Source organism: Streptomyces sp. NPDC042102 (genome assembly GCF_055582305.1).
Genome location: NZ_JBVJDL010000001.1, coordinates 1641318 through 1665639 on the forward strand (window position 1 = coordinate 1641318; position 24322 = coordinate 1665639).

At 72.5% G+C, this 24322-nt stretch carries 22 protein-coding genes and 2 pseudogenes; 12 read left to right on the top strand and 12 right to left on the bottom strand.

Going from position 1 to position 24322, the window contains the following annotated elements; all coding sequences use genetic code 11:
* Nucleotides 1-59: 59 nt before the first annotated feature.
* On the top strand, nt 60-773 hold the full coding sequence (locus ACZ6KO_RS06725; protein WP_469300851.1) for an alpha/beta fold hydrolase: 714 nt from the start codon (nt 60-62) through the stop codon (nt 771-773).
* Between the two features lie 37 nt (nt 774-810).
* Here ACZ6KO_RS06725 and ACZ6KO_RS06730 read toward each other — a convergent pair.
* Nucleotides 811-1426, bottom strand: a pseudogene (locus ACZ6KO_RS06730) (transposase).
* A gap of 181 nt (nt 1427-1607) precedes the next feature.
* On the opposite strand from ACZ6KO_RS06730, the gene ACZ6KO_RS06735 reads away from it, so the two are divergent.
* Nucleotides 1608-1769 (top strand): DUF6183 family protein, encoded by a 162-nt coding sequence (locus tag ACZ6KO_RS06735; RefSeq protein WP_469300853.1) that lies wholly within the window; start codon nt 1608-1610, stop codon nt 1767-1769.
* Here the strand turns inward: ACZ6KO_RS06735 and ACZ6KO_RS06740 are convergent, their stop codons facing one another.
* The 5 genes and pseudogenes from ACZ6KO_RS06740 to ACZ6KO_RS06760 all read right to left on the bottom strand — a co-directional run bounded on the left by ACZ6KO_RS06740 (nt 1770) and on the right by ACZ6KO_RS06760 (nt 6168).
* The gene (locus ACZ6KO_RS06740; protein ID WP_469300855.1) at nt 1770-2357 is read right to left on the bottom strand and encodes a hypothetical protein; all 588 of its coding nucleotides are present in this window, start codon (nt 2355-2357) and stop codon (nt 1770-1772) included.
* 251 nt (nt 2358-2608) lie between these two features.
* Nucleotides 2609-3345, bottom strand: a pseudogene (locus ACZ6KO_RS06745) (IS5 family transposase); the annotation flags it as partial.
* A 67-nt stretch (nt 3346-3412) separates the two neighbouring features.
* On the bottom strand, nt 3413-3832 hold the full coding sequence (locus tag ACZ6KO_RS06750) for a RacP protein (protein WP_469300857.1): 420 nt from the start codon (nt 3830-3832) through the stop codon (nt 3413-3415).
* A 2-nt stretch (nt 3833-3834) separates the two neighbouring features.
* Nucleotides 3835-4833, bottom strand: coding sequence for a DUF6192 family protein (locus tag ACZ6KO_RS06755; RefSeq protein WP_469300859.1), 999 nt, complete (start codon nt 4831-4833; stop codon nt 3835-3837).
* 597 nt (nt 4834-5430) lie between these two features.
* On the bottom strand, nt 5431-6168 hold the full coding sequence (locus tag ACZ6KO_RS06760) for an LppU/SCO3897 family protein (protein WP_469300861.1): 738 nt from the start codon (nt 6166-6168) through the stop codon (nt 5431-5433).
* 153 nt (nt 6169-6321) lie between these two features.
* On the opposite strand from ACZ6KO_RS06760, the gene ACZ6KO_RS06765 reads away from it, so the two are divergent.
* Complete coding sequence (locus ACZ6KO_RS06765) at nt 6322-7272, top strand: NAD-dependent epimerase/dehydratase family protein (protein WP_469300863.1); 951 nt, start codon at nt 6322-6324, stop codon at nt 7270-7272.
* A gap of 67 nt (nt 7273-7339) precedes the next feature.
* Here the strand turns inward: ACZ6KO_RS06765 and ACZ6KO_RS06770 are convergent, their stop codons facing one another.
* Both ACZ6KO_RS06770 and ACZ6KO_RS06775 read right to left on the bottom strand, forming a co-directional pair.
* The gene (locus tag ACZ6KO_RS06770; protein WP_469300865.1) at nt 7340-8104 is read right to left on the bottom strand and encodes a TetR-like C-terminal domain-containing protein; all 765 of its coding nucleotides are present in this window, start codon (nt 8102-8104) and stop codon (nt 7340-7342) included.
* 60 nt (nt 8105-8164) lie between these two features.
* Nucleotides 8165-9871 (bottom strand): HEAT repeat domain-containing protein, encoded by a 1707-nt coding sequence (locus ACZ6KO_RS06775; protein ID WP_469300868.1) that lies wholly within the window; start codon nt 9869-9871, stop codon nt 8165-8167.
* A 234-nt stretch (nt 9872-10105) separates the two neighbouring features.
* Between ACZ6KO_RS06775 and ACZ6KO_RS06780 the strand changes: the two genes are divergently transcribed.
* Nucleotides 10106-10702, top strand: a complete 597-nt coding sequence (locus tag ACZ6KO_RS06780; RefSeq protein ID WP_469300870.1) for a dihydrofolate reductase family protein — start codon at nt 10106-10108, stop codon at nt 10700-10702.
* 106 nt (nt 10703-10808) lie between these two features.
* Complete coding sequence (locus ACZ6KO_RS06785) at nt 10809-11402, top strand: hypothetical protein (protein WP_469300872.1); 594 nt, start codon at nt 10809-10811, stop codon at nt 11400-11402.
* 84 nt (nt 11403-11486) lie between these two features.
* On the opposite strand, the gene ACZ6KO_RS06790 is transcribed toward ACZ6KO_RS06785, so the two are convergent.
* Nucleotides 11487-12137 carry a TetR/AcrR family transcriptional regulator gene (locus ACZ6KO_RS06790; RefSeq protein ID WP_469300874.1) on the bottom strand — a complete coding sequence of 217 codons (651 nt, stop codon included), beginning with the start codon at nt 12135-12137 and terminating at the stop codon, nt 11487-11489.
* A gap of 140 nt (nt 12138-12277) precedes the next feature.
* Here ACZ6KO_RS06790 and ACZ6KO_RS06795 point away from each other — a divergent pair, with 140 nt between their 5' ends.
* The 4 genes from ACZ6KO_RS06795 to ACZ6KO_RS06810 all read left to right on the top strand — a co-directional run bounded on the left by ACZ6KO_RS06795 (nt 12278) and on the right by ACZ6KO_RS06810 (nt 17889).
* Nucleotides 12278-14653: an MMPL family transporter gene (locus tag ACZ6KO_RS06795; RefSeq protein ID WP_469300876.1), complete on the top strand. Its 2376-nt coding sequence runs from the start codon at nt 12278-12280 to the stop codon at nt 14651-14653.
* Complete coding sequence (locus ACZ6KO_RS06800) at nt 14650-15402, top strand: LmeA family phospholipid-binding protein (protein ID WP_469300878.1); 753 nt, start codon at nt 14650-14652, stop codon at nt 15400-15402. Before ACZ6KO_RS06795 ends, ACZ6KO_RS06800 begins: the two co-directional genes overlap by 4 nt.
* Nucleotides 15403-15472: 70 nt before the next feature.
* Nucleotides 15473-16213, top strand: coding sequence for an SOS response-associated peptidase (locus ACZ6KO_RS06805; protein ID WP_469300880.1), 741 nt, complete (start codon nt 15473-15475; stop codon nt 16211-16213).
* A 173-nt stretch (nt 16214-16386) separates the two neighbouring features.
* The gene (locus tag ACZ6KO_RS06810) at nt 16387-17889 is read left to right on the top strand and encodes a glycoside hydrolase family 18 protein (RefSeq protein WP_469300882.1); all 1503 of its coding nucleotides are present in this window, start codon (nt 16387-16389) and stop codon (nt 17887-17889) included.
* 55 nt (nt 17890-17944) lie between these two features.
* On the opposite strand, the gene ACZ6KO_RS06815 is transcribed toward ACZ6KO_RS06810, so the two are convergent.
* Complete coding sequence (locus ACZ6KO_RS06815; protein ID WP_469300885.1) at nt 17945-18367, bottom strand: subtilase-type protease inhibitor; 423 nt, start codon at nt 18365-18367, stop codon at nt 17945-17947.
* A gap of 445 nt (nt 18368-18812) precedes the next feature.
* Here ACZ6KO_RS06815 and ACZ6KO_RS06820 point away from each other — a divergent pair, with 445 nt between their 5' ends.
* Genes ACZ6KO_RS06820 through ACZ6KO_RS06830 form a run of 3 tightly spaced genes read left to right on the top strand, consistent with a single transcriptional unit; the run spans nt 18813 to nt 20918 of the window.
* Nucleotides 18813-19268, top strand: coding sequence for a hypothetical protein (locus ACZ6KO_RS06820; RefSeq protein WP_469300887.1), 456 nt, complete (start codon nt 18813-18815; stop codon nt 19266-19268).
* 1 nt (nt 19269) lies between these two features.
* Nucleotides 19270-20610 (top strand): hypothetical protein, encoded by a 1341-nt coding sequence (locus tag ACZ6KO_RS06825; protein ID WP_469300889.1) that lies wholly within the window; start codon nt 19270-19272, stop codon nt 20608-20610.
* Entirely contained in the window at nt 20607-20918 is a 312-nt protein-coding gene (locus tag ACZ6KO_RS06830) for a hypothetical protein (RefSeq protein WP_469300891.1), read from the top strand. Before ACZ6KO_RS06825 ends, ACZ6KO_RS06830 begins: the two co-directional genes overlap by 4 nt.
* A 64-nt stretch (nt 20919-20982) precedes the next feature.
* On the opposite strand, the gene ACZ6KO_RS06835 is transcribed toward ACZ6KO_RS06830, so the two are convergent.
* Together ACZ6KO_RS06835 and ACZ6KO_RS06840 are read right to left on the bottom strand one after the other, a co-directional pair.
* Complete coding sequence (locus ACZ6KO_RS06835; protein ID WP_469300894.1) at nt 20983-23523, bottom strand: discoidin domain-containing protein; 2541 nt, start codon at nt 23521-23523, stop codon at nt 20983-20985.
* Nucleotides 23524-23665: 142 nt separating this feature from the next.
* Complete coding sequence (locus tag ACZ6KO_RS06840) at nt 23666-24262, bottom strand: class I SAM-dependent methyltransferase (protein WP_469300896.1); 597 nt, start codon at nt 24260-24262, stop codon at nt 23666-23668.
* Nucleotides 24263-24322 lie beyond the last annotated feature (60 nt).

A 24322-nucleotide genomic window follows, 5' to 3' on the forward strand; every position in this document is an offset into this window, starting at 1 on the left:
AGGCCGCGTATCGAAAGTATTTTCTAGGGAGCGTTGGGCTGCTCGGCTACGGTACGAGCATGGTGAATTTCGTGCTGGTTGCAGGTGCACGGCTCGGGGCGTGGGCGTGGGACGAGGTGGCGCCGTGTCTGCGTGCGGCTGGCCACGGCGTTTACCCGTTGACACTGTCCGGCCTTGCTGACAAGCGGGGTGTCCCGGCGGGGCAGGCGACTCACGTCCAGGACATCGTTGCCGAGGTGGAACGCCAGGGCCTGCGTGACGTAGTCCTGGTAGGTCACAGCTACTCGGGCATTCCAGTCGGTCAGGCCGCGGAGCGGATCGGGGACCGGCTGGCCCGCGCGGTATTCGTGGACTCCAATGTTCCAACTGACGGCGAGTCGTTTGTCTCCGCCTGGCCGGACGGCGGAGCGGCGGTAAAGGCATCGATCGCCGAAAATGGAGGGTTCTGGCCGCTCGCGCCAGCTTCTCACTACGATGGCGAGGGTCTCACTGATGAGCAGATCGCACGCCTCGTCCGCGGCTCGACGCCTCACCCAGGCGCCACGCTGACCGAGCCCGCCGTGCTGACGAGGCCGCTCAGTGAACTTCCGGCGACTTACATCCTGTGCGTGCTCGCGGGGGCTGAGCCCGAGGATGCCGAGCCTGACAAAGACGTAGCCGAGCTAGTGGACAGCAAGCACTGGCGGCTGATCAAGATGGACACCGGGCATTGGCCGATGTTCTCCCAGCCGCGCGAGCTGGCACAGATTCTCCTCGATGCTGCCGTGGAGTGACAGATCTTCCACGCTCCGGGTTCCTTCTGGACGCGCCTCATGTGCGGACCGCTGGTTTGTCGTATCGCGTGGCGACGGCACGGTGCCTCTTGAGGCGGTTGATCCCGCACTCGACCGCGTGGCGCTCGCGGTAGTCGACCAGGTCGAACTTCGGCGGCCGACCGCCGCGAGAGCCGCGCTGCTTGCGGTGACGTGCTTGGTCGGCCCTGTCCGGGATGGTGCAGCGCATCCCCCGGCGACGCAGGTAAGCGCGGTTCTTGCGGGAGGCATACGCCTTATCAGCACGCACCCGATCGGGACGGACACGTGGTCGGCCCGCCCCAATGCGGCGGTTCCTTCTGAAGATCACCCCACGTTTCGGGCCGGCCGCGTGCTGATGGGCGCGGCACACGGTGGAATAGCTACTCAGGTCCCGTAATCGCACCCTTCGCATCGGCCATGGACTGGAGCCGGATGACGACCTTGTGCCAGGTACCGTTCCGCTGCCATCGGCGGAACAGGTCGTAGATCCGGCCCCAGGGCCCGTACACAGTGGGCACATCCCGCCACGGAACGCCCGTTCGGACCCGGAACCGTATGCCGTTGACCAACTGCCGCCGGGGCCAGACAGGCGGCCGTCTCGCCTTCGCTCCCTTCGGTAGCAACGGCTCCAACGCCGACCACTGTTCATCAGTGCCTGTTTCGGATCCCCTGCGCGGACTAGCTTTGAGTCCTAGGCTGGGCTGGTGTCGAAGGACGCGAGCAAGGCCTGTCGTTCCAGACAGTAGTGGGTTGAGCGGCGGCTGCGACGGCTCCTCGCCGCTGTCCAGAGCGGGGCCGGCGAGTGTGAGTGCCGTGAGTGTGGTGCTCACGGCTGCCGGGCCAACGCAGAGCACCTGGTTCCACTTCGAACGCGACACGGAGTGGTTCCACAACGAGATCTACGACTACGGCATAGCCGCCCTCGCCCCGGACCGCCGCCGCCTGACCATCCTGGCGGCGACGGACACCGACTAGCTAGGCGTCAGGGTTCTTGCCCTTGGCGGCGGTGGTGATGCGGCCGACCTGGAGCTTGGCGAACGATTGCAGGTCGTGGTCCTTGGGCAGGGACTCGCCCACCACGAGGGCGACGACGGTACCGACACGCAGTGACGCGCTCGTGAACTCCTCCTTCGTGTAGGCGTCCGTCTCATCGGCGCCCGCGTTGACGGTCAGCGGCTTGAGCTTGTCGGGCTCGCGCTCGTGACTGCTGGCGACCGCCGACTTCATGCCCACCTTGGCGTTCTCAACGGAGTCGTAGGCGATGAGGGTGAACGTCACATCCGTGTCGACATCCGTGTCCGACATGGAATATGCGCTTGTCGCGATGGAGGTGAGGCCAGCGCAGCTCACGCGGGCCGCCTGCTCACACTCCTTCCGGGCCTTGCTGCCCTCCTTGACGAGCGGTTCCTGCCCCTTCCAGCCCTTCGGGGCGGCGAGCTTGCTCGGGATGGCCTGACCCAGCTGGGACGGGTTGAGCGGCGCGCTGGCGGCGCCGCTCCCACCGCTGCCGCTTCCGTCCGAGCAGCCGGCCAGTGCCAGTATCAGCGTCAGGCCCACGGCCACACCGCACGTCCTTTGAAGCATCATCGCCTACACCCCGTTTTTCATGATCCTCTGTCAGTCGTACTTACATATCACGGAGTCGGGTCGTGCGGACGGGCAACGAACTGCCGGTCGAACTGTTCACTGCCTGCTTGTGAGGCCGCCATGACAAGTGGTGTGGCGGCGGGGTGCGGTGCTGACTTGCGTAGGCGGGGTGGGTGCCTTGACGTGCCTGGTCAGAACACGGGTGAGAACCGCTCTGGGGGCTTGCGTGTCTTGGTGATCCGGCGGGTCATGAGGGTGATGGCTGCCCAGGTGATGAGGGTTTCGGAGTGCTGGATGAGCCGTTCGTAGTCGCGTGCGTGCCGGCGGGCCCGCATCATCCAGGACCAGGTTCGTTCCACTACCCACCGGCGGGGCATTTTGCCCAAGTCACGAGCTTGCCCGCGTAGGCAGAGTCCGCCCAGACGATGGTGGTCTCGGGGTGCTTGAGGCGGAGGCGGAAGAGGACTTCCTTGGCCGCGTGGCTGTCGTGGAGGTCGGCGGGGGTGACCATGACGAGCAGCGGCAGGCCGCGAGTGTCCACCATCATGTGGCGCTTGCGGCCATTGATCTTTTTGCCCGCGTCGTAGCCGCGTGTGTCCCGGCCGACGGTCTCGGCGGCTTTGACGGACTGGGAGTCGATGACGGTGGCGACCGCGCGGGGTCCTTTGCCCATGTTGCTGCGGATCCGCCCGGCGAGGGCGTCGCGGATCTGGTTGATGATGCCGCGGGCGGCCCAGCGTTCCATGAACCCCCAGACGGTCCGCCAGGGTGGGTAGTCCGCTGGCAGGGCCCGCCATTTGCAGCCGGTGTCGACGACGTAGCGGATCGCGTCGACGATCTCGCGCCGGTCGTGTTTCTCGGGCCGGCCGCCGGCGGTGGTTTCGCAGGCCGGGACGGGCAGCAGGGGTTCGAGCAGGGCCCATTCGGCGTCGGTGGTGTCGGAGGGGTAGCGGCGTCGGCGCATGGCGGCTGGCCTTCAAGCCGGTGCTGCCCGGGGCCCGGCCTTCGGCCGGGCCCCGGGCAGTGAGGGGTCAGTAGCTGTTGACGAGGTCGAGGGTGGACTCGATCGAATTGAGCTGGGCGGTGATGTGACGGACCCACTTGTCACCCGGGTGGGCGGCAGCGTGGGGAGCGACGGTGCCGGTGATGAACCGGCGGAACTCGGTGAGCTTCTCCTTGATCACCTTTCGTTCGTATGCCTCCAGGGCGGCTCGTTCGGCTCCGAGTTGGTAGCCGTCGGTCCGCGTCCAGATCAGCGGGGGCCATCCCTGGTCTGCGATGACGTCTCGCAGGGCGGCCAGTCCGGCCCTCACCTGGCTGGGGGTGAGGTCGCTGGCGCGGGTGAGCTGGTGGAAGAGGAGTCCGGCCGGGCGTGCTTCGAAGAGCACGAACCGGAGGGTGTCGGCGTGCCGCAGAGCGGCGACGCCCCGGCGCCGTGAGGCGCGGGGCATGGCTACTGGCCTCGGAGGAGGGCGGCGAGTTCGTCGTCCATGTCGACCTTGCCGGTGTCGACGGCGTTCTCGATCCAGTCGAGGGTGGCCCGCACCTTGGCGATGTTCTGGTGGACGATGCCCTGTTCGTCCTCGGTCAGCTGGCGGTCCCGCAGGCCCGGGACGGCCCTGCCGGCCGCGGCGACGAAGGAGTGGCAGGCGGTGACCAGGTCCAGGAACTCGACCGTGCGGTTGATCTGCTTGACCGCCGGTGCGACGAGGCTGGTCCGCTCGAAGTGCTCGCGGGCCTGGCGGCCGCGTTCGACCTGGGCGTGGTTGACCTGGTGGCGGGCGGTGTCGTCGCTCATCGCCCTGAAAGCGACATCCGGGCGCCGCAGCAGGCCAGTGGTCACGGTCGCGGCGACGGTCTCGTCACGGGTGAACTCCTCCACCACCCTGACCCGGTCCTCGACTGCGACCTGCGCCGAGACCGCGGGCCGGCGCAGCAGGTCGGTGGTGACCACCGCGGCGACTTCCTCGTCCTGGGCGAGGACGTGGATCGCGCTGATCTTCTCCTGCTTGGAGACCGGGTTGTCGACCTGCCAGCCGAGCACGCGGCTGGCGTCGTCCGCGGTCCACCGGGTCTTGCCCTTCGGCGGGCGTTTCACGGCCGCGAATCGCTCGTCCTCGTCGTCGACGCTGGCCAGGATCCGGTAGACGGTGAAGGAGACGCCGGCCTGCCGGTGCTCCTTGGGCCAGCGGGAAGCGACCCAGCGGGCGTTGTTGACGGTTCCGAACTTGAGGCCGATGTCCTCGGCGAGCCGCATGAGCGACTCCTTGACGCTCCATCCGCCCTCGGGCCGGGAGCTGTCCCGGGCTCGTAGGGGTTCGATCTCCAGGGCGCGGTCACCGATCGTGAACTGGCCGCGGGAGTGCTGGTCGACGACTTCGCGGAGTTCGGCCACGATCTGTTCGTATCGTGACGGGCTGACGCTTCCGATCTTCTCGTTGTCCTCGGGCATGGTGTGTCACCACGCAGCGCGGGCCCTGGCACGGCCGTCTTCCTGCCGTGACGGTACAAAGCCCGCTCGTTACCGAGAGTCAGACCGCAAAGAGGAAGATCACAACGAAAGACCGCAAATATCTGGGAACTGACCAAACTTGGACAACTGATGCGTTCGCGCTGCGGTTACTGTGACCGGTCTGCGAACGGATCGTTCCGCCGCCAGGCCCTCACCTTGCACTTCGGCGAGCAATACACGGCCGCGAATCGCCGGTCCACCCCCGCGATACAGCGGGCCCCGCACTCGCGGCACTCGCCCTCACCGACCCCGCCCTGCACCGCGGCAAGACGCCGGCGCAACCGACGCTCCACCCGCCACTGCCTGGAACGACAGGCCGCCGAGCAGAACACCGCGTCCGGCCTGGCGCCCGGCCGAAGCCGGTCGCCACAAGCCCGACAGGCCCTCTCCACAGCCTTCTTGGCGTCCTTCGACACCTGCCAAGCCTAGGCCCCCAGGCTAGCCCGTACAGGGGATACGAAACAGGCAGTCAGTGAGATCACCCCGCCCATGGACGAAGAGCATTCATTGCGACAGATCCACTTCCCGATACAGGCCCTAGTTGCCGCGGGCGTACGGGCCGATCCCGATCAGGCAGTACACGTACTCGTTGACGGTGATCCCGCCCCGCGTGTAGCGGTGGGAGAAGGAGTACTCCGTCCTGGGGTTGGAGTTGCACCGGTTCAGGTCGGAGGTCAGCGGGATGCGCTCGATCACCCGGTAGTGCGCGTCGGACGCCGAGCAGGGGACCTCGTGCATGCCCGTGACGCGCTGCGCCGTCGACGAGTCCGGCTTCGGTCCGTTGAGGCAGGTGCCCTGGTCGAACGGGTCGGCCTCGGTCTCGGAGGGCAAGGGGCCGGGATAGGCCGGGGCGGACGACGGGGTGGGTGTGCCGTCCGCCGTGGGCGAGTCGGAAGGGGTGGGCGTGTCGGTCGCGGTCGGCGAGTCGGAAGGGGCGGGGTACGCCACGGTGTCGCCGTCGCTCCAGCCGGCGTACAGGACAAGGGCGATCACCAGCGCGGCGACGACGCCGAGCGGCACCAACCAACGCCGGGCCCCGGCCGTGCCCGCCGGCCCGGGCCGCCCCGGACCCGGCGCCGGCCACGCGGCCGCGGGGACCGCCACCCGGATGCGCAAGTGGACCTCGGCGTCACCGACCCGGGCCCGTACGAGGGCGCCGTCCTGGGCGGGCGGAATTCTGAGACGGGCGGTGCCGGTGGGCAGATCCACGGTGAGGATCACCCCGTAGGCGGCCTGTTGCGGGGTCAGGGTGACGGGGATCTCATGCGACGACACCGGCGGCTCCAAGGGGTGACGGCGTGCTGCGGGCGCTGCCCGGGTGAACCCTCACGGATTGTGCCCGCTCCGCGCGGGGTGACGCAGCGGTTCCGCCGCATCGCCCGGCCCCGCCCCGGCGATCGCCGCCGGCTCCCGCGCTAGTGTTCGTCCGTGAGCCTTCATGTCGTCGTAGGATTCGGGCCCGCCGGGGCGGCCACCGCTCGACTGCTGGTCGGGCAGGGGCACTCGGTGCGGGTCGTGACCAGGTCGGGCCGTGGCGCGGAACCCGGTATCGAGCACGTCGCGTGCGATGCCACGGACCGCGAAGGGCTCGCAGCGGCCGCGCGGGGCGCGGACGTGATCCACCACTGCGCCGCCCCGCCCTATCACCAATGGGTGAGCCAATGGCCGGCGCTGGTCTCGTCGGTCTGCGCGGCGGCCGAGGCGACCGGGGCCGTACTGGTCATGCTCGGGAACCTCTACGGCTACGGTCCGGTGGACGGGCCCCTGACCGAAGGGCTGCCGCTCGCGGCCACCGGGCCCAAGGGGCGGGTGCGCGCGGCCGGTTGGGAGCAGGCGCGCTCCCTGCACGAGGCGGGCCGCATCAAGGCGGTCGAGGTCCGCGCCTCGGACTTCTTCGGGCCCGGCGTGACCGCCGGCGGCCACCTGGCCGAACGCGTGGTGCCCCGGCTGCTGCGCGGCAAGCCGGTCTCCACGCTGGGGGATCCGGACGCCCCGCACAGCTGGACCTACCTACCCGACGTGGCCCGGGCCCTGGCCGAGGTCGCGGGGGAGCAGCGGGCCTGGGGCCGGGCCTGGCACGTCCCGACGCACCCCCCGCTGTCCGTACGGGAGATGGTGGACCGGCTGGCCGCGCAGGCGGGGACGGGACCGGTCGCGGTGCGCCGGCTGCCGTCCCCCGTCCTGGGCGTGGGCGCCCTCGTCTCGCCGCTGCTGCGTGAACTCAAGGAGATCCGCTACCAGTTCGACCGCCCGTTCGTCCTCGATGCGACCGCCTACGAGGCCGAGTTCACGGTACGGGCGACCCCGCTCGACCAGCAGATCGAGTCGACGGTGGACTGGTGGCGCGCCCGCCTGACCACGACGGCGGCAACCCCTTAGGGCCTGTCCGGCGGATCAGGGTCGGGACCAGCCCTCCGGACCGGCCCTCCGTACGGGAGGAGTTGCGCTACGCGGTGCCGGTGCCGGTGCCGGTGCCGGCGTCCCCGTCCAGGGGGACCGTCAGTCCGATGCCCTCGGCCGCCACGGCGATCGCGAAGTCGAAGTACGCGGACTCGTCGCGGACGCTGTCGTGGGTACGGCTGAACACCTGGAACACCAGGAGCCCGATCAGGTTGCTCCACAGCACGATCCCGCGCTCGATGAGGTCCGAGAACGGCGCCCCGGGTACGCCGCCGAACAGCGCCACCGCGTCCGGCAGGAGCAGCGGCGGCCCCGGTATCGTCCGCCGGGGCGGGGTGAGTTCACCGGCCTCCAGCGCCGAACGCACGATGGCGGCCAGTGCCGCGGGAGTGCGCGCGGCGGCCGGGACCGTGTCCTGCGGGGCGTGGTACCCCGGCACCGGGGAGCCGTAGATCAGCGTGAACTCGACGGTGTGGGCGAAGGACCACGCCCGCAGCGCCCGCGTCACCGCGAGCAGTCGCGCGCCGGCCGACGCGCCTGACTCCAGGGCCGCCCGGTCGGCCTGCTCCATCGCGGCGGCGGAGGCGTCGTAGGCGTCGATGACCAGCGCGGTCAACAGGTCGTCCCGGTGCGGGAACACGGCCGCCACGTCGGCGACGGCGAACCCGCCCGCCTCGGCCACGGCCTCCGGGGTCAGCCCGAAGGCCCCCGTCCTCACGAGCAGTTGGCGCGCGGTGTTCTTGGCGGTGTCCTCGAGGGCCGCCGCGCGCGTGGTGGTGTCCTCGTCAGCGTGTGCTCCGGAAAGATCCATGGCCGAACCGTACCCGTCCGTCGACGCACCATCGTGTGGACGGGGTGGCGTACACCCGGCTCAAACCCCCTGGGGGAGCGCGAGCACGGGGGCGATCAGGGCGCGGATCTCCTCGTCCTGGAGGAACGCCCGGTAGTCGCCGTACACCGTCAGCCGGCGGTCCGCGTCCCGCAGCGCCGTCAGTGCCTCCCGGGCCGGCGGGGTCACGTGTCCGTGGTGGGCGAGCGAGAGCAGCGCGGCGCGCAAGGACCCCAGGAGCTCCCGGTCGGCCGCGTACGTCAGCACCGTGGCCTCCGCCTCCGCCGGATCCATCAACGGCGGTTCCCACGGCGGCGGGTACGGATCCGTCTCCCCGGGGAGCAGCGGGTCCTGCCCCCAGGCCCGGAGCACCTCCCGGAGGTCGCGGATCAGCCAGCCGGAGCGGGCGACCTCGTCCCGCAGCGCCTCCCGTACCGCCGGCAGCAGTACGGCGGCGTGCGCGGTGAGCGGGCGGAGCACGTCGGCGACGTCCGGCGGCCGCGGGTCACCGAGGGCGTAGCCCCAGCCCTGCAGGTCCCGGTACGGTGCCACGAGCCGGTCGACCAGATCCGGCAGGGCGCGCGGGTCGCCGATCCGGGTCAGCGCCCACCGCGCGTGATCGCCGACGGTGCCGTCGAAGAACTGCGACGCGCCGGTGTCGTCGAGGAGCGCGGCGAGCCGGTCGGCGTACGGGGCCGACCGGGGGCCGAGCACCGCCAGCAGGTGCGCGGCCTTGTAGCGCACGTCGTCGTCCGGGTCGGCCAGTAGCCGGGCTGCCAGCGGCAGAAGGGCGCCAGCCGCCGACGGCCGGTCCACGAGGATCCGCCACCCCACGTCGAGCGCGCACCGGCGCAGCTCCGCGTCGTCCGTGCGGCCCCCGGCCGCGGCGAGGGCGGCCACGAACGAGAGCGCCACCTCCGGATCCCGGCCGAGCAGGCCGACGACCCAGGCCGCGACGTCCTCGCGGTTGAACGGGTGGTCGCTGTGCGGGGCGTACCAGACCTGCTCGAACTGCGGGGCGAGCGCCGGGTCGGTGAGGAGTTCCAGCAGCATCGCGTACGCGCGCAACGGCGCCCGCGGATCGATGGACGCCATGGCCACCACGGCCGCCACCCGCAGCACCGGGTCCGCACCGCGCAGGACACCGTCCAGCACCGCCCGTATGGCGGTGGCCGTCGTCCCCTCGGGGTCCTCGGGGTCCCCGGCGGCCCCCGCCCCCGCCCCCGCCTCGCCCAGCGTCAGCAGCAGGGTCACCCGCACCGAGCGGTCGGTCTCCTCGCGCCACCGCTCCAGCAGATCGGCGGGCCGGCCGGCGATCAGCTGGAGGGCACTGCGCCGCACCTCCCGGTCCGGGTCGCCCGTCAGGGTCCGTACGCGGGGCCACTGCTGTCGCCAGGCCGCCTCCCACGCCGGGTCCACGGCCCCGGCCCCGGACCCGGTCCCGTCGGCCGCGCCGTTCTCCGCGAGCCCGGCCAGCAGGAAGGCGAGGTCCGGCCGGGCGACCGTGCCGGGGGAGAGGGCCAGGTCCACGAGGAACGGCAGCGCGGCCGTGCCCGCGTCGGTGATCCGTCCCGTGGCCAGTACCAGGTCCTGCACCGCGCAGTACGCGTGCTCCACGGCGTCCTTGCCGGTGGTGGCGTCCGCCCGCGCGAGCCGGCGCAGCGCCCTTGGCAGCTCGGTGGCCGGCCGCCAGTCGGGCCGTACCGACTCCAGTGCCGCCCAGTCCACCGCGTCCAGCCCGCTCAGCATGTGCCCCCCGCCGTCCCGTGTGTCCGGGGCATCCTGTCATCCGGCGGCGGGCCGGTGCAGAATTTTCCGGTCACGCCGATGAGTTCCGGGCGCGGCCCCGGTCTACCCCTGTGAGCGGCGCCGGAACGAAGGTGAACCATGTGGTGGATCACCTTCACCTCGGCCGCCGGAATCAGACAGAGTGGGCGTGCCCACGAGTGATCCGTTGGTCAAGCAGATCTGAGGGACAGACACATGCGTATCGTGATCAGTGAGTTCATCAGCCTCGACGGCGTCGTCCAGGCTCCGGGCGGCCCGCAGGAGGACACCGACGGCGGCTTCGCGCACGGTGGCTGGTCCCACCCCTTCTTCGACCCCGAGGTCATGGGCGACGCCATCGGCGAGGCGATGAAGACGTGCGAGGCGCTGCTCTTCGGCCGCCGCACCTGGCAGACGATGGCCGGGGCGTGGCCCGAGCGGGCCGGCGACCCCTTCGCCGACCAGATGAACTCCATCAAGAAGTACGTCGTGACGCGGACCCTCGGCGAGGATGAGCTGACGTGGCACAACACCACGGCCATCCCCGGCGACCGGGCGGTCGACCGGATCCGCGAGCTGCGCGCGACCGAGGGCGGCGACCTCGCGGTCATGGGCAGTCCCACGCTGGTCCGCACGCTCCTCGCCGAAGGCCTGGTCGACGAACTCCGGCTCATGATCATGCCGGTGCTCCTCGGCGGCGGGAAGACCATCTTCCCCCACGACGGCACGCTGCGGACGCTGGAGCTGGTCTCCACCGTCACCAGCAGCACCGGCGTGCACGTGTGCACCTACCGCCCGGCCGTCCACGGCTAAGTGCGGGTCCGGGAGCGGAATGAGTGGCTCCTGGGTGCTGCTAGGGTGACGTGCGCCCGTCAAGGCGGGCCTCTTCCAAGTGTTGATACTTCAACGGGGGTTGAACGTGAAGCTCCGCCATGTCCGCGCCGTCGCCGTCTTCGGTATCGCCGTCTTCGCCCTGACGGGAGCCCGCGGCTCGCACGGGGGAAGCTGCGGCGGTGGCAGCAGCAGCTCCGGTTCGAGCGGCGGCTCCAGTGGCTCCAGTGGCTCCAGCGGTGGGAGCACCTCCGGCGACACCACCTCCGGTGGCAGCACCTCCAGCGGCACCAGCGGCTCCAGCAGCTCCAGCGGCAGTGACAGCAGCAGCACCAGCGGCAGCACGTCGGGGGGTTCCTCGGTCCCCGGCGGTTCCAGCAGCAACAAGGCCGAGCGCGACATCAAGATCGACAAGTGCCGGCTGGACGCCACGGGCAAGAACCTCGTCGCCCGGCTCACCGTCACCAACAGCGGCTCGCTGGACCAGACGTACAACATCACCGTGAAGTTCCGCGGGGACGCGGCCTCGAGCGTGATCCCCGCCACGGCCCGCGTCACCGGCCTCAAGGTCAAGGCGGGTGCGACCAGTCAGACCGAGGCCACGACGGCGTACACCGGCAAGGGCGACGGCAGCGAGTACAAGGAGTGCTCCGTCTTCACCGCGTCGAAGAGCAGCCTCTGACGTACTACCGAACGGCCCCGGCGCACCGTCAGCGGTGCGCCGGGGGAGCATGAAGAGCGAGCGTGAACGGCAGCAGCGCAGGCGTCAGCCCGCTGCTGCCGACGCGTTTTCCGGGCCCGGCCGGTCCGCGGCCGCGGCGAGGACGGCGTGGATCGCCACCTCCATGGCGCGCGACGCCGTGCGCTGATCCAGCCCACTGGTGCGCCAGTGGTGCCACGCGCCCCACGTGGCCACCCCGTCCAGCGCGTTGACCAGATCCTGGCGGCGCTCCCGTGGCAGGGGGTCGAGCTCCTGGGCGAAGACCTCGGTCAGCCGCTGCCGGGCCGTGTCGAAGGCCTCCCGGGTGACCCGCTCGATCCGCTCGGACGGATGGTCGAGCCGCATGATCGCCAGCCGTGCCGGCGTGATCCACTCCAGGATCCGGGCGCGCTGTTCCACGAGCGCGGCGACCCGCAGCTCGCGCGGCCCCGTCGTCGGCAGGGGCTTGATCCGGGCGTCCAGTTGCTCCAGGCGGCGCGTGATCGCGGTGTCGACCAGCTGCGCCATGTCGTCGAAGTGGTGGAACACCGAACGCCGCGACACGCCGGCCCGCTCGGCCACCCGGTCGGCGGGGAACTGCGACTCGCCCTCGTCCAGCAGCGACAGCAGGGCGTCGGCGATCTTCTCGCGGGTCCGCCGCCCCCGCTCCGCCCGGCCGTCCGGCGCGCCCGCCGTGCCGGGCTCCGCATCCTTCACCTGGACTCCTTCCCTCGGTTGACATTGTTGCACTCCCAATGCAAGCGTAAAGCTGCACGCCGAGTGCAATATGTTTCAGGTCGGTGCGCGGGGCACGCGCCGTGCGGCCGCGCGCCGCGCGAGAGGAGCGGACGACGCCGATGTTCGTGACCGTGGGGCGCTGGTGCGCCCGCAGACCCAAACGGACCGTGGCCGCCTGGCTCCTGCTGCTCGTCGCCCTGGCCGGCGCGCTGGGCGCGGTCGGGCGGGTCACCTCCGAGGCCGTCTCGATCCCCGGCAGCGACAGCCAGGCCGCCGCCGACGCGGCCGAGGCCTTCCACGGCCCGGCCTCCGGACGCCAGCCCCTGGTCCTGCACACCGCCGCCGACGCCCCCGCCCTCACCGCGCCACAGCTGGTCCGGGCCGTCGACGAGGCCGCGCGCGCCATCGCCGGCGTGGACCACGTGGTCGCCGTGACGACCCCGTACCAGCCCGCCGGCCGCGCGGCCCTGGCCGCGGACGGGCACACCGCGTACGTATCGGTCGAACTCGACCTGTCGGGACGGGACATCACCGCCGACGTCACCCGCGAGATCGTGGCCGCGGCGGCCCCCGCCGAGGCGGCCGGGATCGAGGTCACCCCCGGTGGCGACCTCGCCGCGGCCCTCGGCAAGGGCGCCACGCGCCACAGCGAACTCATCGGCCTCGCGGCGGCCTTCGTCATCCTCGCCGTTGGCTTCGCCGGCGTGGTGGCCGCCGGCGTACCGCTGGTCGTCGGCGTCCTGGGCCTGGGCGTCTCGCTCGCGGCGATCGGCCTGGCGGGCCACCTCATCGACATGCCGTCGTCCGGCACCACCATCGCGGCCATGATCGGCCTCGGCGTCGGCATCGACTACACCCTCTTCTGCCTCACCCGCTTCCGGACGCTGCGGGCCGAAGGTGTCGGCGTCGAGGACGCGGCCGTGCGCACCATGGCCGGCTCCGGCAAGGCCGTGGCGTTCGCCGGGTGCGCGGTCGTCACGGCACTGGCCGGACTCGCCCTCGGCGGACTGCCCCTGCTGTACGCCCTGGCACTGGCCCCGGGCATCGCCGTCCTGACCGCCGTCGCGGCGGCCCTCACGCTGGTACCGGCCCTGCTGGTCCTCCTCGGCCGCCGGCTCACCCCGAAGCCCCCGACCGCCGCACCCTCCGCCACCCCCGCCGCGCCCGCCGAGGCCCCGTCCGTCGCCCGCGCCGAGGCCGTGTCCGCCGGTCCGCGGCCCCATGGCTGGGCGCGCGTCGCCGAGCGGGTGGCCGCCCGGCCGTGGCGCCACCTCCTCGCGGGCCTGGCCCTGGTCGGCGTTCTCGCCGCGCCCGCCGCCCAGTTGGCCTTCGGCCAGCTCGACGCCGGCACCAAGGCCCCCGGTACGGCGGCCCGCACCGCGTACGACCGGCTCGCCGACGCCTTCGGGCCGGGCGTCAACGGCCCCCTCCAGGTCACCTGCACCCTTCCGGACCCGGCCGCAGGCCCCACCGACCCCCGGATCGCCGGCGTCACCGCCGCCCTGACGCGGACCTCCGGCGTCGCCTCGGTGAGCCCGGCGCAGCTCAGCTCCGACGGCGTCCAGGTCCGCTGGCAGGTCACCCCCGCCACCGCCCCCGCCGACCCGGCCACCGCCGCCCTGGTCGACCGGCTGCGCGACACCACCCTCCCCGGGGCGACCGGAGGCACCGAGCCGACCGCGCACGTCGGCGGCGCCCCCGCCGTGCAGGCCGACCTCAACGAACGCCTCGCCCGGCGGATGCCGCTCGTCGTCGGATTCGTCCTCGCCGTCGCCGGCCTGCTGCTCCTGCTCGCCTTCCGGTCCCCGGTCCTCGCGGTCAAGGCCGCCGTGATGAACCTGGCCTCCGTCCTCGCCGCGTACGGCGTCCTCACGGCGGTGTTCCAGTGGGGCTGGGGCGCCGCACTGATCGGCCTGGAGGGACCGACCGCCATCCCGGGCTACGTCCCGCTGCTGATGTTCGCCGTGCTGTTCGGCCTCTCGATGGACTACGAGGTCTTCCTGCTGACGGCCGTCCGGGAGTCGTACCTCCGCTCCCGTGACAACCGTGCCGCCGTGATCGACGGGCTCGGCACGACCGGACGGATCATCACCTCCGCGGCGCTGATCATGGTCAGTGTCTTCCTGAGCTACCTGCTGTCCGACGACCCCGTCGTGAAGATGTTCGGCATCGGCCTGGCCACGGCCGTCGCCCTCGACGCCACCGTCGTCCGCGGCATCCTCGTCCCCGCCGCGATGATCCTCCTCGGCCGGGCCACGTGGTGGCTGCCGGCCTGGCTCGACCGGCTGCTCCCCGACGTCGACATCGAGGGAGAGGTCGAGGTCGAGGACAAGAGCAAAAGCAAGGGCGAGAGCGGGACCAGGCGTGAGGGAGCGGCCGAGGGCGGCGCCGAGCCGTACGCCGCCGCCCCCGCCGGGATACGGGCACCCGCATCCGCCCCCGCATCCCGCTCCGCAGCCGTGTCCCCCGCCCCGACGCCCCCGAGGGAGTCATGACCCCACCCACCCCCCTGCGTACGCCCCGGCCGGCCACCACCGCGGCAGGCGGACCCGGCGGACCCGCCGGCCGGCGCCCGCGCCCCAGCCGCCGCCGGTTGCTGGCCGCGGTGTCCCTGTGCGCGTCGGCGGTGCTCCTCCCGGCGGCCGACCTCGCCGCCGCCGCGGTCGGCGAGCACCGGATGGCCGATCGCATCGCCGAGCGCCACCCGCGTCTGACCGCCGCGCCCGAGGTCGGCATCGACGGCTTCCCCTTCCTGTACGACCTGGCCCGGGGAACCCACCCCCGCGTACGGATACGCGCCGAGGCCACCACGGCGCAGGGGCAGCCCGTGAACGCCTCCCTCGACCTCACCGACGTCTCCGAGGGGTCCGGCGGCACGTACACCGCGGCCACGGCGGTGGGGGACTTCACCGTGCCCTACTCCGCCCTCGGTACGCGGCTCGGTCCCGGCACCACGCTGTCCGCCGCCGACGGCCGGCTGAAGATCGGCCGCAGCTTCTTCGGGTTCCCCGTGACGGTCCTCGCCGAGGTCGGCCTCGACGGTGACACGGTCACGGTGCGCCCCGTCTCCGCGTCCGTCGCGGGCCGCGCCCTCGACCCGTCCGACCCCAGGATCGCCGAGGCCTTCCAGGGGCGGGACCGCACGCTCCCGGAGTTGCCGATGGGCATGGAGCCGGACGGCGTCTCGGTCGACGCCGACGGGATCACCGTCCACGCCCGGGCGGAGCACGTCACATTGGGCTGACGCCGCCGCGCGGGCCCGCCGTGGCGTGGCAGGGCCACGTGCCGCCGTGCCGAGGGGCAGAATGGACGGCATGTGCGGCCGTTACGCCTCCTCGCGCGCCCCCGGTGACCTCGCGGACCTGTTCCGGGCCCGCTGGGACGCCCGGGAGACCTTGGCCGCGAGCTGGAACGTGGCCCCCACCGACCCGGTGTGGGCCGTCCTCGAACGCCCGGACCGGGAGAGCGGCGAGGTGGCACGCCGCCTGCGGGCGCTGCGCTGGGGGCTGGTGCCGTCGTGGGCGAAGGACCCGGCCGTCGGCTCGCGGATGATCAACGCCCGGGTGGAGACCGTCCACGAGAAGCCGGCCTACCGGCGGGCTTTCGCCAAGCGCCGGTGCCTGCTGCCCGCGGACGGCTTCTACGAATGGGTGCCCGTGCCCGCCACCGGCACGGCGAAGGCGTACAAACAGCCGTACTTCATCGCTCCCGCCGACGGCACGGTGATGGCCATGGCCGGCCTGTACGAGTTCTGGCGCGACAAGGCCGTCGCCGACGACGACGACCCGGACGCCTGGCTGATCACCACCACGATCATCACCACCGAAGCCACCGACGCGGCCGGCCGCATCCACCCCCGGATGCCGCTGGCCCTCGACGCCGACGACTACGGGGCCTGGCTCGACCCCGGCCATGACGACCTCCACGCCCTGCGTGCCCTGCTCCACACCCCGGCCGGCGGGGACCTGACCGCCACGGCGGTGTCCACGCAGGTCAACAGCGTCCGCAACAACGACCGGCACCTGCTGGACCCCGTCCCCGACCCGATTCCCTGAGGTGCGCCGCGCGGCGCGGGCCAGACCCTGACCCGGACCCTAACCGTGTCCCATCCCCGCCTTAAGCCCGCCTCAAGATCCTGGCCCTCGGCTCCGTACTGCCCTTTTGTCCGATTCCGGATCACTAGCGTGCTGCCCGATCCCCCATCCCCGCACCGATGAGGCAGGCAGTCATGGCGCGCAACTCACACCGTCGCAAGGCAGGCGTCCCCGCGAAGGCGGCGGGGGCCGTGGCCCTCGCCACCGCCGTCGCCGGCAGCGCGATCGCCCTGACCGGGACGGCTCAGGCCGCCTCCGTGGGCGCCGCTTTCACCAAGTCCAGCAGCTGGTCCACCGGTTACACCGGCCAGTACGTCATCACCAACCACGGCGACAAGCCGCTGAAGAACTGGACCCTCGAATTCGACCTGCCCGCGGGGACGGCCCTGTCGTCCCTGTGGAACGGCGAACACACCGTCAGCGGCAGCCACGTCACGGTGAAGCCGCCCCGCTGGGCGGACACCGGGCTCGCCCCCGGGGCCTCCGTCACCGTCGGCTTCGTGACGTCCGCGCAGGGCACCCCGGGCAGTCCCACCGGCTGCCTCATCGACAAGGTGAAGTGCTCGGCCGGCACCGGGCCCGCGCCCGTCCCCAGCGGCCGCCCCACCGCGCAGCCCACGGCGACCGCGCCCACGGCCACGGGTACGCCCACGGCCCCGCCGCGGCCGACCACGCCGCCGACCGCCACGACCGCTCCGACGGCCACCGCGACCCCGACGCGCCCGCCGGGCGGCGGCACCACCACGGCCGCGCCCTTCGCCCCCTACGTGGACACCTCGCTGTACCCGGCCTACGACCTGCTGGCCACGGCCGACCGGACCGGGGTCAAGGAGTTCAACCTGGCGTTCATCACCTCGGGAGGCGGCTGTGAACCGCGCTGGGGCGGGGTCACCCCGCTCGGCTCCGACCAGGTGGCCGCGCAGATCGCGGGCCTGCGGGCCAAGGGCGGCGACGTCCGGGTGTCCTTCGGCGGCGCCGCCGGCTCCGAACTCGCCCTGGCCTGCTCCTCCGCGGCCGATCTGGCGGCGGCCTACGGCAAGGTCGTGGACGCCTACGGGCTGACCAAGGCCGACTTCGACGTCGAGGGCGCGGCCCTGCCCGACACGGCCGCCAACACCCGGCGCGCGCAGGCCATCGCACTGCTCCAGCGCCGGCACCCCGGGCTGAACGTCTCCTTCACCCTGCCCGTCATGCCCGAGGGCCTGACCCAGCCGGGGGTCGATCTGCTGGCCGACGCCCGGCGCAACGGGGTGGCCGTCTCCGCGGTCAACATCATGGCCATGGACTACGGCCCGGCGTACAGCGGGGACATGGGCGGTTACGCGATCCAGGCGGCCACCGCCACCCAGGCGCAGCTCAAGGGGGTCCTCGGCCTCTCGGACGCCGCGGCGTGGAAGGCGCTCGCCGTGACCCCGATGATCGGGGTCAATGACGTGGTGAGCGAGATCTTCACCGTCGAGGACGCCGGCCAGCTCGCCGGCTTCGCCCGTACGAAGGGCCTGGCCTGGCTCTCGATGTGGTCCGGGGCCCGTGACCAGCAGTGCCCGGGCGGCGCGAAGAACAGCGCCGACGCCACCTGCTCGTCCATCCTCCAGGAGCCGCTCGCCTTCACGAAGGCCTTCGCCGCCCGTTCGTGACGGCGTCGTCCCGCGCGCGGGAGGCCCGGCCGGCGGAAGCCGGGCCGACAGCTCGTCAGAACGCGAAGACGGCGTTGCCGTTGAGGGTGGCGTTCATGGCGCAGGAGTTGCCGAAGGTGTACTTCCACGAGACGCGGCTGCCCTGCCAGACGCCGTCCGCGGTCACCGTGACCGGGTCGTAGTGCATGGGGCACGCCCGGTCCGGGTTCGGGGAGGCCAGCAGCCGGTCGAACGCCCCGTCGGTGGCGTTCAGGGCGGCGCAGGCGGCCTTGGGGTTGGGGTGGGTGCCCTGGGCGGACGGCGCGCAGCTGAGGGTGGAGGCCCGCAGGACGGTCGCCGTGTCGCCGTCGCCCTTGGCGACGGCGAAGACCATGGCGGACGGGGCGTACAGGCTGGCGGGCTTGGCTTCCGCGATACCGGTCGCGCCGGCCAGACAGAGGAGGGCGGCGGCGGAGACAGCGGCGAAACGGTGACGCACGACGGGACTCGCTTTCGATTCAAAGGTTGAACGCGTAAATGTTTTGCGTTCCTGCGGTTTGACCTCGTTGAGTCTGTCCGATGCGAAGGTGCCTCGCATATCGATGACCGATTTACGGACACCTCGTTCGGATAGCGGGCGCCGGATGGTCGTTCGAGCAGCTCACGCGGGACGTACCGCACGGTATCCACAGGAGAACAGGGAGTGATCGCCGTCGCGACGTGCCGCCTTGAACCCGCTGACCAGCGGCCGGCGAAGCGGCGTTCATCGAACGGCCATCCAGCTTGACCGGATACCGCCGCTCGGGCGGCCGCGCGCACCGCCCCGATCCGTCCCGGGTCGCCCCGAAACCGCCCGAACTGCCGTGAGGTGCGGGGGAGTCCGCCCGCTGTGGGAATATGATCTTCCGATTGCTCGAAGGAGCTCGAAGGAGGGGGTGGGCGCAGTGTCGTTCGAGGAGGAGTGGGGGCGGGCCAAGGCGGGCGCCTCGGACCGGTCGGCGCAGGCGAGCACCCGCCTCAACCAGGCGGGCGCGGGTTCCGGTGCCACCGGGTCGGCCCCGAGCGGCGACGGCTTCCAGGCGAACACCGCCTCCATCAACGGCAACGCGCACCTGCTGATGGAGATCGCGGGACTGCTCTACGCCGGCCGCATGGACGGCGACAACGCCACCGCGCCCCGCTCGCCGCGCGCCCACGCCGACGTGGCGGCCGCCGTCCTCGACTTCGCCACGTTCGCGAAGGACCAGTACAACGACACGGTGGCGCTCCTGGCCGGCCTGTCGACCAAGCTGGAGTCGTCCGGCAACGCGTACACCGAGATCGACGAAGCGGCCCGGGCACAGCTGAGCGCCCTCGTCGAGTGCGGCGTCTACCGCAAGCCCCAGGACGTGGTGGCCTGAGATGACCACCTACCGCACCGACGTCCGCTTCCTGGAGGACGCCAGCCCCGCCCTCATCGACCGGGGCGCCCAGGAGTACGCGCGCCTGCACCGGCTGATGGAGTCCACCGACGACTCCTTCCTCAAGGCGGCCCGGATCGACTGGCGCAGCGAGGCCCGCGACCTGTACGTGGGCCGGCTCAAGGAAACCAAGGCGCTGGCGGACACGCTGTCCGCGGCCTTCCGCTCGGTCGGCACCGCCCTGGCCGCCTACGCCGACGCCGTCACCACCGCCAAGGGCCACTACCGCAACGGTGTGAGCAGCGAGGTCGAGCTCGCCCGGGTCATCTCCCGCGAGGCGACGGCCATCACCCCCACCGCCCGCGCCGCCACCCCCATGCGCCAGTGGGAGGACCTGCGGGGCACCACGGGCGTCCTGGACTTCCTGGCCGAGGTCACCGTGGACGTCGACGCCATCCGTGAGGACGCCGACCGGCTCCACGGCCAGGCCGCCGGCCACTACGACGACGCCCGGCGCGTGGAGTCCGAGGCCCGGCACACCTGTGTCGCCGCGATCCGCGCGGCGCGCCGGACCATCCCCGAGTACCAGGGCCCGGCCGGCGACCCGGCCGCCCTGCTCAGGGGGCTGGGGCCGCTCCAGCGGGAAGTGCGCGAGGCGGGCTCCGGCCCCCTGCTCCAGCTGCCGGGCACGGGCGTGAAGACCGACGAGATCTCCACGGTCGGCGGGAACGTGGTGGTCACCGAGGCCCTCAGCCGGATCTCGACCCGCGTGGCGGGCCTGCCCGACGCACCGGGCCACTACCTGCCCTTCTGGTCCAACTCCGACGAGGGCCGCCGCGAGTACATCACCGCGCACCGGGAGCTGATCCGGGCCGCCGCCCACGACTCCGGGCTGCCGCCGGAGATGGTGGCGGGCATCGCCTGGAAGGAGGTCGAGGGCGACCCGACCTGGCAGGACGACATCGCACAGGGGACCCGCAACGCGTTCTCCGGCGGGCAGGCCGCCGACCTGACCTCGATGGGCCCGATGGCGATCCAGGTCCGCCGGGCGGCCGAGGTCCTCGGATACGACCCGCACCACCTGACCGACGCGCAGCGCGACGTCGTGGTCGACGCGGTGCGCGACCCGGCGAAGAACATCTTCATCGCCTCCGAGTACCTGGCGCAGCTCAAGGCCGAGAGCGGCTTCGCCGACGTACCGCCCGAGCAGATGACCCGCGCGCAGATGCAGGAACTGGCCGCCCGCTACAACGGAGGCCCGTACTACAAGGACCCCAACGCCGAGCGGTACGGCAGGCAGTTCGACGACCACGTCGACCAGGCGAAGGAGGCCCTCGGATGAGCGGCGACGGCAAGCGGGCCGGATGGCTGGGCACGGTGGTCTGCGCGGTGCTGGTGGCCGCCGGAAGCCTGCTCGCGGCGTACGGGGTGTGGTTCGCCTACACGTCCCTTCCCTCGAACGGCGACTGGGGACCGGAGGAGGCCGCCTCCGCCCGCAACGCCGCCGTGTTCGGGCTCGTCCTCTCGGGCGTCACCGGCCTGCTGGCGGCGGTCGCCGTCAAGGGCGAGTGGCTGCCCCGCTGGTGGTACGCGGTCCCGGCGCTGCCCGCCGTCGCGGCGCTGCTGCGGCTGACGGTGCTGGCGCCGTGACGGCGCGCCCCCGGCGGCGGTGCCGGCCCGCGCTCCCCGGAGCCGGGCCGGACACCGCGCCTGTCTAGGACACGGTCAGGAACCGGGCCGTGCTCGGCACCCCCTGTGCGTCGAGGGCGAAGAGCATGTAGGTGCCCGGCAGGACCACCCCCTTGTCGGCGGGCAGTTCCACCGCGTACGAGCCGGTCCCCGCGCCCGTGGCCGCCAGCGGCACGCGCCGCTGGTCGTTGTCGGTGGAGTGGGTCGCGGCCGCGGCCCGCATCAGGACGAACGACGCCACCTGTCCCTGCGTGGTCACGGTCAGCGTCGTCCCGGCGTCCGCCCGGGAGGGCACACCCCCGGTGATCACGGGCCGCGCCTTCTCGGAGCCGTCCGCGTTGAGCAGGTAGGGCGGCGTGAACACCGCCCCGTCGGCGTGATTGGTCGCGCACTCGCCGCACAGGCCCCCGCCACCGGAGAAGATCCGCCCGTCCGGCAGCAGGTTCGCCACGCTGTGGTAGTTGCGCGGTATCGCCATGGTGGCGAGCGGGGTGAAGGTGCCGGTCGCCGGGTCCCACAGCTCGGGGGTCAGCACGGACGTCGCGTCGCTGAAGGGCACCGGGTAGGCCTGACCGCCGAAGACGGCCACCTTGCCGTCCGGCAGGACGACGCTGTTGCTGAAGGCGCGGGCGTGCCCCATGTCGCCCGTACGCGCGGCCCGTACCTCGCTGCCGTCGATGCCCACGGTGTACGCGCGCCGGGTGGCCGGCGACTTCTCGTAGGCGGGCGATCCGCCCAGCGTGAGCAGCTTGCCGATGTCGTAGGCGACGGCGTTGCCGGTCATGGCGTCCGGGCTGTCGGCCCGGGGCCCGGCGGCGGTGATGCCGCCGCCGCCCTGGGTGGAGATCCAGTTCATCTGCTTGCTCGGGCCGAGCTGGAGCACCTTGCCGCCCGACGTGGCGTGCAGCCACATGTGGTTGTCGGCCCGGTAGGGGCCGGCCGGGTCGGCCGTCAGCGCCGGCGCGGCCGGTACGCCCGGGAGGGTGCGCCAGGTGCGGGTGTCGGGGGACCAGACCTCGCCCGCCTTGTCGGTGCCCGCCGTGCCGCTCCAGGACCCGCCCAGCACGAACGCCTCACCCGTGGAGAGCAGCGTCATGGCCTGGTAGCCGCGGGCGATGTTCATGCTGGTGGTCGCGGACCAGGTGTCGGTGGCCGGGTCGTAGACACTGGCCTTCTCCGCGTTGCTGCCACCGGTGACCAGCACCCGGCCGTCGGCGAGCATCACTATCCCGGGACAGAACATGTCGTGCCCGGTGTTGTCGATCCGGCGCTGCGTCACCTTGCCGGTCTTGAGGTCCAGGATCGCGGTCTGGGTGTAGCCGTTGCTGCCGCCGAAGCGGTCGAGTGCGTACGCCGACCACGCCAGCAGCTTGTCGCCCGGCAGCACGGCGGTGGCCACCGGCACCAGCGGGAAGCCGGTGATCCGGCCCCACGAGCCGTGCGCGGCGGGGTTCGCCGGTCCGCTGAGGCGGATCTCGCCCGCCGAGGTCCACGGACCCCGGCCACCGGCTTCGGTGGTCACGGTCAGCCGGACGAAGCGGGTGCTCTCGGCGCGCGTGAAGGTGGCGGTCTTGACGGTGTCGTCGTCCCGCCAGGTGCCCGCGGCCACCGGCGCGCCGAAGGCGACACCGTCGGCGCTCGTGGTCACCGTGTACGCACCGGCCCGCCCGTTGGCCCCGTCGGCGCGGGGCTGGTAGACCAGCGCGGAGACGACGGCCGTGCGGTGCATGTCGATGGTGATGCTGTGCGGCAGCGGGGCGACGGGTGCGGACCATTTGCTGTGCCAGATGGTCGTGTTGTCGCCGTCGAGGACGCGGCCGGCGCGGCCGTTCTCACCGGCGGTCTCCTCGTCGCTGGCCGTCGCCGTCCAGCCGGTGCGCGACAGGTCGACCGTGGCCGCCGGGGTGCCCGGGTCGCCCAGCAGGTTGATCTCGGCCGCGGAGGTCCAGGGCCCGCGCCCGCCCGCCTCGGTCAGCGCCGTCAGCCGTACGAACCGGGCCCCCTGCGGGGCGAACCCGAGCGTCTTGGCACTCGCGTCGTCCGCGAGCGTGCCGGTGGCCACGGGGCTGCCCCAGGTGGCGCCGTCCGCACTCACGCTGAGGCTGTACTCGCCCGGGCGCCCGTTGGGCCCGTTGGTGCGGGGCTGGTAGACCAGCGCGGAGACGACGGCCGTGCGGTGCATGTCGATGGTGATGCTGTGCGGCAGCGGGGCGACGGGTGCGGACCATTTGCTGTGCCAGATGGTCGTGTTGTCGCCGTCGAGGACGCGGCCGGCGCGGCCGTTCTCACCGGCGGTCTCCTCGTCGCTGGCCGCCGCCGTCCAGCCGGTGCGGTCGAGGACGGGAGCCGTGGGCTCCAGGGCGTTCGCCGGCGCGATCCCGTGGTGCGGGGACGCCTGTGCCGGCTGCTGCTCGAAGGGCACGGGAGCGGGACGGGGTGCCGGGGCGGGACTCGCGACCCCGAGCAGGGGAGTCACCCCGACGAGCAGGGATCCGAGGGCGAAGACGATGAGGACGTAGGAACGGCGTATCGCGCGAGGCAGCGCGGGAATGCGCCTGGACTGCAATCAGACCTCCTGGGACGAAGCAGGCATGCCTCCCAGAAGATAGGTCAGTGGCAGTTCAACTCGGGTCACAGCCAGTGGAGTTGGCTCAAACGCACGGATACGGCCGAAGCCCGCCGTGCGAGGGGCTCGGGGACTCAGGGACTCAGGGGCGCACCGCGCTCAGCAGCGCCGCCGTCGGGGCCATCCGGGTCGGGGGCTCCCAGGTCCAGGTGCGCACCGCGCTGAAGCCGGCCGCGCGTACGGTGTCCGCGAGCGCGGGAAGGGCCAGGGGGAGCCATGTCTCGTGGGCGCTGAGGACCATGCGGCCGCCGGGGCGCAGGACGCGGTGGAGTTCGCGGAGGGCGGCCGGGACGTCGGGCCAGAGCTGGAGGGTGTTGACGGAGATCACGACGTCCGCCGAGGCGTCGGGCGCGCCCGTGCAGGCGGCGGTTCCCGGGGCGAGGCGGACGCGGCCCCGCCGGATCTGTTCCGCGCAGCGGCGGCGGGCCATGGCGAGCATGACGTCGGAGGGGTCGACCCCGATGACGTGGGCCGAGCGCTCGGCGGCGGCTTCGAGGCCGACGCCGGGGCCGGGGCCGACGACCAGGACGACGTCCCGCTCGGCGGGCGCCGCGAGGGCGACGGCGTGACGTTCGGTGGCGGCGTTGCCGAGGGCCATCAGCCGGCCCCCCAGCCGGCCGAGCAGACCGCTGGGCCGGCCAAAGCCGCGGATCAGGAGCGGGCGCGCGAGTGCTTCCACGGCCCCATCGAAGCACGCCGTCGCCCCTGGCGACCGGCGACGCCACCGAGCGTGGCGGAC